The organism is Neobacillus jeddahensis (genome assembly GCF_000612625.1).
Taxonomy (GTDB): Bacteria; Bacillota; Bacilli; order Bacillales; family Cytobacillaceae; genus Neobacillus; species Neobacillus jeddahensis.
This window is the reverse complement of record NZ_CCAS010000005.1, coordinates 94,429-106,456: the sequence shown is the minus strand read 5'-3', so window position 1 is coordinate 106,456 and position 12,028 is coordinate 94,429. Positions and strand designations below refer to the sequence as shown.

Below are 12,028 nucleotides of genomic sequence, written 5' to 3'. Positions count from 1 at the left end.
ATTTAATGGTATCATCAGATGGAGAAGCGCACAATGAACACAATTTGTCGTTTTCTGCATATCCTTAATACTAGCATGATTAAGCGATAGAATTTTTTCATACATTTGAGTCAAAAACTATTTTTTACATAAATCTGCAAAATTTTTAATGGACCTCTAAGTCATTTCGACATAATATTTTGCAACACAAAAAAGATGAAGCTGTAAAGCCTCATCCGAACTTTTTTATTTATCCAGTTAGTCATTCAAATTAACGCGATTTCCTGTCACAAGATACACAACATCCTCGGCAATATTTGTTGAATGGTCGGCAATTCTTTCAATAAATCTACATACAAAAGCTAATTGTATAATTTGGTTCGTTGCGTTTGGATTTTGCGGGATATAGCTCATAAGTTCTTGAACTAAACTTCCAAACATTTTGTCTACTTCATCATCCTTTTCTGCACATTTTTTTGCTAAAGTAATATCCTCAGCGTAATAGGCAGATATGGATTCTGACACCATTTCTAAAGCCATTTCCATCATTTTTGGTATATCAATAATTTCTTTAAAATGCTTCTCCTTACCTATATGCAAAGCAGATTTGGCAATATTTACAGCAATATCAGCAAATCGCTCAACTTCAGATGAAACTTTTAAGGCTGCACTAATTTTCCTTAGATCGGTAGCTACCGGAGATTCTCTTGCAATTAATAATAATGCCATATCATTAATTTCGTACTCTAAATCATCGATTTCATTATCACCATCAATCACCTGCTGTGCCTTTTCTAAATCCTGATTAACAAGGGCAAGCATTGATTCTTTGATGGCAGTTTCTGCTTTACTGGCCATTTTTAGCAGTAAATCTTTTAACTCTTTTAAGTTATTATCAAAATTTGATCTCGTACTCATATATGTCACCCCATCATCCGAATCTTCCGGTAATATACCCTTCAGTACGCTCGTCCGCAGGGTTCGAAAATATAGTAGAAGTTGAATCTAACTCAATTAATTCACCCATTAAAAAGAAAGCAGTTTTATCTGATACCCTTGATGCTTGTTGCATATTATGGGTAACAATAACAATCGTATATTTTTCTTTTAATTCTAAAATTAATTCCTCAATTTTCAAGGTGGAAATAGGGTCTAAGGCCGAGGTTGGCTCATCCATCAACAATACATCTGGTTTTGTTGCAAGTGCTCTTGCAATACACAACCTTTGTTGCTGTCCCCCTGATAAACCTAACGCAGGTGTATGCAATCGATCCTTTACTTCGTCCCACAAAGCCACGTCCATCAATGACTTTGTAACCACCTCATCCAAGTGGACCTTTCGTTTCATCCCATGAATTCTAGGTCCATAGGCAACATTATCATAAATGGATTGCGGAAAAGGATTTCCTTTCTGAAATACCATTCCCACATTTTTACGAAGTTCAACAAGATCCAGCTTATCACTTAGAATATTTTGACCATTAAAATTAATTTCTCCGGTCATCTTTACATTTGGAACCATATTAATCATCAAATTAAGCGTTTTGATAAAAGTTGACTTTCCACAACCGGATGGACCAATAATCGCGGTAACTTCTTTTTTATTAATAGGAAAGTTAATATCTTTTAACGCATGATGATCACCATACCATAAATTTAAATTATTGATATCAAATACTTGTCTAGTTAATGTAATGTTCGACACAAACTTCCCCTCCCTTATCCGAAACGTCCTGAGATATATTCTTCCGTCTTTTTCACTGAAGGGTTTGTAAAGATTTTTTCAGTGGAATCATACTCAATTAAATCTCCTTTAAAAAAGAAAGCTGTCTTATCAGAAATACGAGAAGCCTGCTGCATGTTATGCGTTACAATAATAATGGAATAGTCCTTTTTCAAGTCGATAATTAACTCTTCAACCTTGGCATTGGATATAGGATCCAATGCTGATGATGGTTCATCAAGGAGCATGATTACTGGCTTCATTGCAATTGTTCTAGCAATACAAAGCCGCTGTTGTTGCCCACCTGATAGTGATAGTGCAGATTTATGAAGTCTATCTTTTACTTCATCCCATAATGCAGCTTTTATCAAACTTTCTTCAACAATTTCATCGAGTTGGCTTTTCTTTTTTATTCCTGAGAATTTAAGGGCATGAGTAATATTTTCATAAATCGATTTTGGAAAAGGATTTGGCTTTTGAAAAACCATTCCAATTTCTTTCCGTAATGCCACTACATCTATTTGTTCTGATAAAATATTTAAATCTTCATAGAGGATTTGTCCTTCCGCTCTTGCTTCCGGGATTAAATCATTCATCCGGTTAATGCTTCTTAAAAACGTAGACTTTCCACATCCAGAAGGACCGATCAATGCGGTTATTGCATTTTTTTCAATATCCAATGAAATTCCGTTTACCGCACGTTTCTCACCGTAAAATATCTCTAAATTATTTACCTTTAATATATTTTCCATTTGAAACGGGACGGTTGATTGTAAAATTTGATCTGTCGATTCTTTTTCCAAAAAAGTAGTAACCATCCGTTTTCACCTACCCTTTATTTAGTGGCCGTAATTTTTTTAGTAATCAGACTTCCAATCCATCTTGCTAACAAGTTGAATAGTAAAACTGAAATGACTAACACAGCAGCTGAACCATTAGAAACCTCTTCTACATCTGGGATTAATCCTTGCGTGTTTACCGACCAAATGTGAACTGCCAGTGTTTCCGCAGGTCGAAATATATTTAATGGTGATTGGGGGGAAAATGGATTCCAGTTTGCATAATCAAGTCTTGGTGTAGATAGACCAGCAGTAAATAATAAAGCTGCTGCTTCACCAAACACCCTTCCTGCAGCAAGTATGATCCCCGTTAATATTGAAGGAAATGCACTAGGTAAGATTACGGTTTTAATTGTATGCCATCGTGTTATACCTAATGCAAGACTTGCCTCTTTTAATTCCCGTGGTACGGCAAGAATCGCATCCTCACTTACACGCACAATCACAGGCAAGTTAAAGACAGTTAGTGCTAACGCTCCACCTAAAATGGTATAACCCCATCCTGTTGTATTAACAAATACCAATAAACCAAACATTCCTATCACAATGGAAGGTAATGATGATAACACTTCAACACAAGAACGAATAATATCCGTAACTTTTCCTGGCTTCGCATACTCTGCCATATATATTCCACCGCCAATTCCAAGGGGAATTGCAATGATCATTGTAATAAGTAATATATAAAATGAATTGAATAGTTGGTCTCTTATTCCCCCACCAGCACGGATATTACTAGATGGAGTGGTCAAAAAATCCCAAGAAATATATTTAAATCCATTAATTAATATATATGAAAATAAGCCAACAAGAATTGAAATAATAATAATCGCGATCGCAATAAAAACCCCTGTGGCAATCCGATCAGCCGTTTTGCTTTTCATTATAGTTTCCTCCTTGATGAAAGATAGCGGATAAGGAGAATAAACGCAAACGACATAACTAATAGAATCAATCCCATGGACCAAAGCGTATTATTTTCCACACTGCCATATGTCGTATGACCCATATTTAAGGTAATGATCGTCGTTAAAGTTGCCGAAGCGTCCAAAATACTTGTTGGTAAATTTCTTACGTTTCCGATTACCATTTGGACTGCAAGAGCTTCACCAAATGCTCTTGCCATCCCCAGTACAATTGCCGTCAGTAGGGATGGAAGTGCAGCAGGGATTAGCACCTTCCTGATCGTTTGCCAGCGAGTTGCGCCAAGAGCATATGAACCTTCTCGTAAGCTTTTTGGCAGAGAACTTATTGCGTCAGTGGCAATTGTTGTTATAGTGGGTAAAATCATAATGGAAAGTACAATCATACCAGAGAGTAAGCTGAAACCTAATCCTCCGACATGTTCTCTGATAAATGGTACTAGAACTGTAAGCCCTATGAAACCATAAACTACGGATGGAATCCCAACTAAAAGCTCTATAACTGGCTGTAAAATTTTTCTTCCCCAGGATGGAGCGATCTCCGTCATAAAAATGGCCCCGCCAATTCCTAATGGTGCTGCTATAATTGCAGCAAGGAACGTTACAGCGAAGGATCCAAAAATAAATGGTAAAACTCCATATTCTGGATTGGCCTGATTAGTAGGATTCCATTTCGTACTTGTTATGAACTCAATAAGACTTACTCCATTTTTTATGAATGATTGCAAACCCTTTGTACCTAAGAAAATTGTAATCGAAATAGTAGCAGTTATCATAATAACTGCACATAAAAGAACGAGAATTTTCCCTCTTAATTCACCATCAACCCAATTTTGTTTTGATTTCACTAACCTGTCTTTTGCAGGAGCTAACTTTTCCATAATGCACCACTCACTCCTAAATTACGAGATAATAGGGTAAATGCGCAATCACATTTACCCCGTTCCTTATTGGACCTTACTATTATTTATCTGTTTGTTTTCCTTCAGCATCACGTTCAACTTCCATTTTTGTAACAGGAAGATATCCTTGTTCCTTAAGAAGGTTATTTTGGATATCATCTGACATCATGTAGTCAAGGAACGTTTTTGCTAATCCGTCAGCTTCACCTTTAGTATAAGAATGTTCGTAAGCCCATACTGGGAATGTTCCGGATTGTACATTTTCTTCAGTTGGTTCTACGCCATCGATTGCAAGTGGTGTTACCGTATCATCAGTGAAGTATGAGAATGCAAGATAACCAATTGCTCCGTCTGTTTCGTTAATGATCTTTTTAACTGTGTTAGAAGAATCTTCAGTAATTCCTTCAGCCGGTGTTGCGCCATCAAGAGCAAACTTATTGAATACCGCACGTGTTCCTGAAGAATCTGGACGGTTTACAAGTACGATTTTTTGATCTGCTCCACCAAGTTCTTTCCAGTTTGTGATTTTTCCAGTAAATACTTTTATTAAGTCCTCTTTTTTAATATCTTTAATGCCTACTTTAGGATTTACAGCAGCTGTCATTCCTACAACCGCTACTTTATGATCAACAAGCTCATCAGCCGGAATACCTTCTTTTTCTTCAGCGAATACATCGGAATTCCCAATTTGAACTGATCCCTCAGATACTTGCGATAAGCCTGTCCCAGACCCACCCGCTTGAACTTGCACATCTACATTTGGATTTTCAGCCATGAATTCCTCTGCAGCAGCTGCTACTAGTGGTTGCATTGCAGATGACCCAGAAATGGATAATGATCCAGAAAGTTCTTGTTTCTCTTCAGTTTTAGTGTTGTCTTTCCCTTCTGTTTTATCCGAAGAGGTTTCGCCTCCACATGCAGCTGTAAATACCATTAACGCTGCGAATACTGTTGGTAGGCCTAATTTTTTCGAACTTTTCATTTCCTTTATTCCCCCTAAAATTTGGTGGTGATAATGTTTGTCTGCCTTACATATATAAGAATAAGGTATAACTGTAAAGCGTGTTTGAATTGAATGTAAAGGTTTTGTAAAGTTAGATTAATACCCTGTAAATAGGATAAGGATATTTTATCTTCTACATAAATTGGCCTTAAGATTCAAAAACATAAAAAAACCCTCTTAGGAAGACTTTCGGAACATTAACATCATGTTCGTCTTTTTAGTCTCCCTAAAAGGGTAAAGTCGATTTCTTTAATTATTATCGATCGTTTGAGTACCTTCTGTTCCTTCTGAACCCGTTTTTCCTTCATTTAAATGCTTCTCTTTTAATTCAAAATAGGCTTTAAAAACTTCATCAGCGATTTCTAAATTAACATGTGTAGCATCAGTAGTAGACCATGGAACAACAACGGAAACCGCTATTTCAGGATTATCGTAGGGAGCATAGCCAACAAAGGTCACATTCCATAGCATTGGGTGACCACCTAAGGGGCCATCATATAAGGCTTGGGCTGTTCCAGTTTTACCAGCGATCTTATATTGTTTATTTTTAATCGTACCATATCCTGTCCCTTGTGGATCATTAACAACTAATTCTAAGCCATCCTTAACATGGTCAATCCAGCTATCTTTCATGTCAATTCTATTTAAAACAGTTGGGGCTATCTCCTCAATAATCGGTCCGAGTTCCCCCGTATTATTCGGTTCATGGATCTCTTTAACTATATGTGGTTGAATCCGATATCCACCATTGGCAATCGTTGAGATATACTGAACAAGCTGCAGTGGTGTATAGGTATCATATTGTCCGATTGCAAAATCGAGCACCTTACCAGCATCGGCCGGGATTTGTCCGCCACCGTAACCTGTTTGTTCTCCAGGAAGGTCTATACCTGTTCTTATCCCTAACCCAAATTCAGCGAAATTTTTTCTAAATGTATTAATGGCCGCAACTTTATCGATCGTTAATGGTCCATTAGGAACATACGTTTGTTGACCACCAATTTTCATCGCCGTTAAGAACATGTATACATTTGAGGATCTTTTTAATGCATATAAATCATTGATTGAACCAAATCCACTGGTATTCCAGGATTTCTTTACCTGGGTTCCTTTAAACTTTAATGGTCTATCATTAAGGTAGTCCCCTGGTTTGATGGCACCTGTTTGATAACCTGTTAAAACAGTTGCTCCTTTTACAGCCGACCCCATTGAATAAGAAGTTGTCATGTTTCCTAATGCAAAATCCTGTACCTCTGTTTTGTTTGTTTCTTTATCCTTCACATATTGTTTGCCCGACATCGCAAGCATCTCTCCGGTTTTTGGATTCATGACAGAAACCAAGGTCCGATCCATGTAGGGCTGACCTGCTCTAGCACTCCCTAGTTTCTGTTCAATAATCTCATCCACCCTTTTTTGAAACTCGATATCAATGGACAATACTAAGTCATTCCCACTCTTTCCTTCTCGATATACCTGAGATTCCAAAACATTACCTGCTTTATCTGTCACGTTCTTTACCGTTTCCTTTTGACCTTGGAGAACATCTTCATATTGGCTCTCAATATAGCTCTTACCGACACGATCATTTCTGCTATATCCTTTAGACAATAAATAATCAAGACTGTCTTTTGGCAATCCCTCTTTTGAGCTAGTCACCTTTCCTAAAACTGAGCTCAAAGGGCCATTTCCCTTATCATCTTTAAAGGCAAAATATCGATCCCAGTCAGATGTGGTATCTACCCCTGGTAAAGTATCCAAGTGTTCACTGACAATCGCATATTCTTCATCTGTCACATTTTTGTTTTTGATGATGTGAGGTGACAGCGTTGTTCCACTTGACATCTCACGAAATATAGCTAATACTTCGAGCTCTTGCTTAGAAAAGGAATTTAATTCTTCCTCAGTAATTCTTTCCCTCGTTAAATCATATATTTCTTTATCATATTCCTTTTTATCCAACTCTTTTTTCTCTAATCTTTCTTTATCTGCTTTCTTTATTTTTGCAGTGGCTTCATCTGGGTGGTTCATAATCCAATAGTCTTGGCGATCTCTTTTTGTTATTAATTTGAAATCTTCTTCGGAGTCTTTACTAATCAGATTAGCTAATTTTTTAGCAATATCTAACATTTCATCCTGTTTAACTGAAGTGGAGCGTGTATAAGTAATTGCTTTTAAAGGCGTATTTCCAACCACTAATTTTCCATTGGTATCATATATTTTCCCACGAGGGACTGATGAATTGATGGGTACAACCTCTTTTTGTTCGATTTCCCGTTTGTAATCTTCACCAAAAACAATTTGTACTATTCCTAGTCTTAAAATTAATGTAGCAAATAATATAAAGACGCAAAAAAAGATTAAGTTCAATCTGAATGAAATATTTGATTTTTTTTTCTGCTTACTTTTCTTCAATCTGGACAATCCTCCCACTTGTACTACCATTTTGAAACTAGTTCCTTTTATCATAAAATGATTTAACGCCTTTAGGCGAGATAAATTTTATGTTCTTGTCTCGATATGAAACATAAAATCTTCCAAACAACTAAAATAGGAGCTGTTTCTAGAACATAAATCCTTGCATTCCTTTAATTAGCCTCTATTTTACTTTCCCTAATCCACTTATCATTCAACTTCTATTATAAAATATTTTGGAGTATTATTGTATGGAATATTATTCTGACCATCTTTCTTACTCTTCCGTATCAAGGCGCAAACTACATTTACCGTATTACATCATTTTAAAGAAAAAAAGGCACAATTACTACTAAGAGCTATCAAGAAAAATTTGGTTTCCTATTTTTTTATTTTTCAACCACTTGCAAATGTAAAAAAAGGACGTATGTTAATTCACTTAATGAATTAACATACGTCCTTTTACGTTAACTTTTTTAACTCGCTGATCACCTTTTAAACTTGAATGCAGTTATTCACTAATTAAGCTGTTGGTAATTGTACTCTCCGAACGAATAAATAAATTAGTACATGCCCAGCACCTAAAATCAACAGTAAAATGGGAATACTCTTTTCCTCATTAAACCAGGTTACGGCCGCTAAAAAAGAAAGAATGGATATAATTCTGCCAAAGTTCAAGAAAATCTCCCGCACCACAATATACTCAATCCTCATTTCAGCCGCTTTCCAGCCAATCCCAATGACATCATAAGTGGTAGACATATAAGGGACGAGCAATACTGGATAAGCAACCGCAATCATCCCTGCATAAATTAATAATTTTACGAAATTTACATCCCATATAATCAGAAGGACTGCTGCATATAAGATGATTCCTCCAATTAGGATGGCTTTTTTTCGAAAGTCTTTTTTGATCATCCTCGAGGCTAAAAAATAGGCAATAAAAGATATTCCTGAATTAATCAGGCCAAAGGTCCCTAAAGCCATTTCACTTCCCGTCGAAATATAAACGAATACGGAGATAACAAATAAAAACGTCCCTTCTCTAAGGCCCTGAAAGAAATGGGCATTGGTAATGAGACGCCAATTTTCATTTAGTTTTCTTTCCTCTAATATCCGTTTAAAGCAGTACCTACCCATTGCAGGTCTAGGTTTTATTGAGAAACTCATAAAAACAGCAAGTGCGAATAATGCTAACGACAGACCAAAAACAAATGTATAACCAGTGAATTTTTCAAGCCTCGTAATGATAATCCCTGCTGCAATCGGACCAATCATCCCCCCGGCAGAACTTAAGATCCCTAAAAAGCCATTAAAAAAATCTCTTGTCTCTGGTTCGGTAATTTCAAAGGTTAAGACATTGTAGGCTAGCCAATAGAAACCGTAACCAATTCCAAGCAGGCTCCCTAATAAAAGTAAGTAGGTGGCTGCCCTTGTTCCTGTAATTAAGACGGCTAAGTAAAACAAGGCCAAGAAGATGACACCAATTCTTAGCACAATCACCCTGTCAATTTTCTTAGCCCAGCGCCCTGCTAAGATAAATGTTAACAATTGTAAGACGACAATTGCGAGGTTATACAGAGCAAGATCTGAGTACCTTCCTGTTTGCTTCCAAAGATAAATATTCACAAATGTATTAGACAAAGCCACACTCAAAGAGTATAAACCTCCTATAATTAACAAAAGTGATAAATCTTTGGTTAATACCACATCACCTAGAATTTTAAATTTCTTTCCCATAAAAAACTCCCCTTTTTCTTAAGGGTAGTCTTTTACAAGTACGAGTTCCTTATTCACTTTTTATAGAAAATGAAAAGACAGCTTTTGCAAGCTGCCTTTTTCACTCCATTATTTTGCTGCACTATAACGTTTTGAAACTTCATCCCAGTTGACTACATTCCAGAATGATGCAATATAGTCTGGGCGTTTGTTTTGATATTTAAGATAGTAAGCATGCTCCCAAACATCAAGACCAAGAATTGGAGACTTTCCTTCCATTAAAGGAGAATCTTGATTTGGTGTGCTAGTTACTTCTAGTTCACCGTTATTCACGGCTAACCATGCCCAACCAGAGCCAAAACGAGTTGTTGCAGCTTTAGCAAACTCTTCTTTAAAACTGTCAAGGCTGCCAAATTTACTGTTGATCGCGTCAGCTAATTCACCGGTTGGGGCACCGCCACCATTTGGAGAAAGGATTTGCCAGAATAATGAATGGTTGGCATGTCCTCCACCATTGTTGCGAACTGCCGTACGGGCTGCTTCTGGAACAGCATCCAAATTTGAAATAACCTCTTCCACAGATTTAGAAAGCAATTCTTCATTTCCTGCTAATGCATTGTTAAGATTTGTTACATATGTGTTATGGTGTCTCGTATGGTGAATGTTCATTGTTTCTTTGTCAATGTGTGGTTCTAATGCATCTTCAGCGTAAGGTAATTGTGGTAATTCAAATGCCATGATAATTCCTCCTATGTATTGTTTAATATAATCGGCCTTAGATTAGGAAATTCAAAATGTATTTTGAATATTTCTAAAGCTTTATTCTTAAGATACCAAAGTTGACTCATTGTTTCAAATAAAATGCTTTCATTCCAACATAATTAAAGTGCCCATTCCAAAGATTTTTATTCCTAAACTAGGAGGGAAATTCTTAAAAAAACAATTCTAATCTATTTTTCGAAAAATTGTCATGATTCATCAAAACAGCAGTCTGTCAACGATTTTTGTCATACCTTCACACCAACGCTTCCAAATCATGGTATACCCCTGTTGACATGCTTTTCATAATTCATTTTAATCAAATCAAAGGGATTAAAAAAAGTGGAAACACCCCACTCGTGAGTTGTTCCTCTTAAGGTAAAGGAGTGACATATATGCAAAATAGCACTTTTTCCATATATAGTTTAATGGTCCAATTTTTCCAAAAACATGAGCCCATTCAAAAGGTTAAAGCAGGTTCTGTCCTTTTTCATGAAAAGGATCCCGTCGAATATGTTTATTTATTGCTTAAAGGAAGTATTTCACTCGGAAGAGTCCATGTACGGGGGAAGGAATTCATTTTAAAAATCCTTAACGACCAAGAATTAATTGTTGAATACCAACTATTTAAAGCCAATCCACATTACCAATTTTATGCTAAAGCACTAACAAATTGTGAACTTATTATGATTAAAAAGGAACAGTTTGAAGATTTTATTATGACAGACCCAGAAGCAATGAATGCCCTTGTGTCATGGTTTAGCACCGGGTATTTAAAGGCACAAATGAAATGCCAAGATTTAATCATGAATGGAAAAAAGGGTGGCTTATACTCTATCCTCATCCGCTTATGTAATTCATATGGAGTCAAAACAGAGGACGGAATTCTCATTGATTTACCCCTCACACATCAGGAATTAGCCAACCTAACCTATGGAACAAGGGAAGTCATTCAACGTGCCTTAAAGGAACTTCGCGAGAATGAGATTATTTTATATGAAAACCAAAAGTTCACTGTGAGGGATTTAGGTTATTTAAAACAAGAGGTCGATTGCCAAAATTGTGCCTTTGAAATTTGCGGATTAAATTAGGGCCACCTCTTCAGGTGGCTTTTTTAGCTGATAGGAAAGCATAATTTTCCTATCGGCGAGTTTTCTTTACAATTTTATAGAACGACAAGCAGAAAGTATGAAATCATTATGATCTGGATGATAGCCTTTGTCACAATGCTGCTAATAAATCCAATGACAGAGCCAAAACCAATTTTTAAGCTCTCAGTAAAATTCCTTTTATTAACGATTAATTCTGCTGCGATAGCTCCAATAAACGGGCCAATTAAGATTCCGAAAACAGGAATGACAAACGGGCCAATTAAGATTCCGATCGTACTCCCCCATATTCCAGCCTTCGAACCACCGTATTTTTTTATTCCAATCAGATTTGCTACATAATCTGCTATAAACAACAGAATAATAAATAAGCCTTGAATCAACCAGAACAGCCAATTAAACGGCTCAAAGCTAAAAAATAGTCCATATACTAAAAATCCTGCTAACAAAAACAATATACCTGGAATAATCGGGTATAATAATCCCACAAATGCAACCACAAATAATATCGATATCACTGTCCAATAGACAATTGTCATTTTTCCGCCACCTTCTCTTTCTTATTCATTTACTACGTACTATTACAGCAGTTGGTTTCAAAATGGATCAAGCTTGTATATAACACTGTCACAGGCTACAATAGAATTCAAAGAATTCATT

General features: G+C 36.4%; 11 protein-coding genes. 1 reads left to right on the top strand and 10 read right to left on the bottom strand.

Going from position 1 to position 12,028, the window contains the following annotated elements:
• Nucleotides 1–237: 237 nt before the first annotated feature.
• The 9 genes from phoU to TY15_RS03855 form a co-directional block, all read right to left on the bottom strand.
• A complete protein-coding gene (gene phoU / locus TY15_RS03895) occupies nt 238–897 on the bottom strand; it encodes a phosphate signaling complex protein PhoU (RefSeq protein WP_040208004.1) in 660 nt (219 codons plus the stop codon).
• Nucleotides 898–910: 13 nt separating this feature from the next.
• Nucleotides 911–1,684 carry a phosphate ABC transporter ATP-binding protein PstB gene (gene pstB / locus TY15_RS03890; protein WP_040208003.1) on the bottom strand — a complete coding sequence of 258 codons (774 nt, stop codon included), beginning with the start codon at nt 1,682–1,684 and terminating at the stop codon, nt 911–913.
• A 14-nt stretch (nt 1,685–1,698) separates the two neighbouring features.
• A complete protein-coding gene (gene pstB, locus TY15_RS03885; RefSeq protein WP_218838929.1) occupies nt 1,699–2,454 on the bottom strand; it encodes a phosphate ABC transporter ATP-binding protein PstB in 756 nt (251 codons plus the stop codon).
• Nucleotides 2,455–2,537: 83 nt separating this feature from the next.
• Nucleotides 2,538–3,425, bottom strand: a complete 888-nt coding sequence (pstA, locus tag TY15_RS03880; RefSeq protein ID WP_040208001.1) for a phosphate ABC transporter permease PstA — start codon at nt 3,423–3,425, stop codon at nt 2,538–2,540.
• Nucleotides 3,425–4,345 (bottom strand): phosphate ABC transporter permease subunit PstC, encoded by a 921-nt coding sequence (gene pstC, locus TY15_RS03875; protein ID WP_040207999.1) that lies wholly within the window; start codon nt 4,343–4,345, stop codon nt 3,425–3,427. The genes pstA and pstC overlap by 1 nt, the downstream gene beginning before the upstream one ends.
• An 82-nt stretch (nt 4,346–4,427) precedes the next feature.
• On the bottom strand, nt 4,428–5,348 hold the full coding sequence (locus TY15_RS03870) for a phosphate ABC transporter substrate-binding protein (RefSeq protein ID WP_040207997.1): 921 nt from the start codon (nt 5,346–5,348) through the stop codon (nt 4,428–4,430).
• 270 nt (nt 5,349–5,618) lie between these two features.
• A complete protein-coding gene (locus tag TY15_RS03865) occupies nt 5,619–7,781 on the bottom strand; it encodes a peptidoglycan D,D-transpeptidase FtsI family protein (RefSeq protein ID WP_040207996.1) in 2,163 nt (720 codons plus the stop codon).
• Between the two features lie 522 nt (nt 7,782–8,303).
• Complete coding sequence (locus tag TY15_RS03860; RefSeq protein ID WP_040207995.1) at nt 8,304–9,521, bottom strand: MFS transporter; 1,218 nt, start codon at nt 9,519–9,521, stop codon at nt 8,304–8,306.
• Nucleotides 9,522–9,629: 108 nt separating this feature from the next.
• On the bottom strand, nt 9,630–10,238 hold the full coding sequence (locus TY15_RS03855) for a superoxide dismutase (protein WP_040207993.1): 609 nt from the start codon (nt 10,236–10,238) through the stop codon (nt 9,630–9,632).
• A gap of 416 nt (nt 10,239–10,654) precedes the next feature.
• On the opposite strand from TY15_RS03855, the gene TY15_RS03850 reads away from it, so the two are divergent.
• Nucleotides 10,655–11,350, top strand: coding sequence for a Crp/Fnr family transcriptional regulator (locus TY15_RS03850; protein ID WP_040207992.1), 696 nt, complete (start codon nt 10,655–10,657; stop codon nt 11,348–11,350).
• 74 nt (nt 11,351–11,424) lie between these two features.
• Here TY15_RS03850 and TY15_RS03845 read toward each other — a convergent pair whose 3' ends face one another.
• Nucleotides 11,425–11,907, bottom strand: coding sequence for a DUF456 domain-containing protein (locus TY15_RS03845; protein ID WP_040207991.1), 483 nt, complete (start codon nt 11,905–11,907; stop codon nt 11,425–11,427).
• Nucleotides 11,908–12,028: the final 121 nt, after the last annotated feature.

What these genes read in the sequence shown, in the direction of transcription:
- TY15_RS03845 (WP_040207991.1), bottom strand. Translation starts at nt 11,907, where the DNA reads ATGACAATTGTCTATTGGACAGTGATATCGATATTATTTGTGGTTGCA.
- TY15_RS03855 (WP_040207993.1), bottom strand. Translation starts at nt 10,238, where the DNA reads ATGGCATTTGAATTACCACAATTACCTTACGCTGAAGATGCATTAGAA.
- TY15_RS03870 (WP_040207997.1), bottom strand. Translation starts at nt 5,348, where the DNA reads ATGAAAAGTTCGAAAAAATTAGGCCTACCAACAGTATTCGCAGCGTTA.
- TY15_RS03860 (WP_040207995.1), bottom strand. Translation starts at nt 9,521, where the DNA reads ATGGGAAAGAAATTTAAAATTCTAGGTGATGTGGTATTAACCAAAGAT.
- pstB (WP_218838929.1), bottom strand. Translation starts at nt 2,454, where the DNA reads ATGGAAAATATATTAAAGGTAAATAATTTAGAGATATTTTACGGTGAG.
- pstA (WP_040208001.1), bottom strand. Translation starts at nt 3,425, where the DNA reads ATGAAAAGCAAAACGGCTGATCGGATTGCCACAGGGGTTTTTATTGCG.
- pstC (WP_040207999.1), bottom strand. Translation starts at nt 4,345, where the DNA reads ATGGAAAAGTTAGCTCCTGCAAAAGACAGGTTAGTGAAATCAAAACAA.
- TY15_RS03850 (WP_040207992.1), top strand. Translation starts at nt 10,655, where the DNA reads ATGCAAAATAGCACTTTTTCCATATATAGTTTAATGGTCCAATTTTTC.
- phoU (WP_040208004.1), bottom strand. Translation starts at nt 897, where the DNA reads ATGAGTACGAGATCAAATTTTGATAATAACTTAAAAGAGTTAAAAGAT.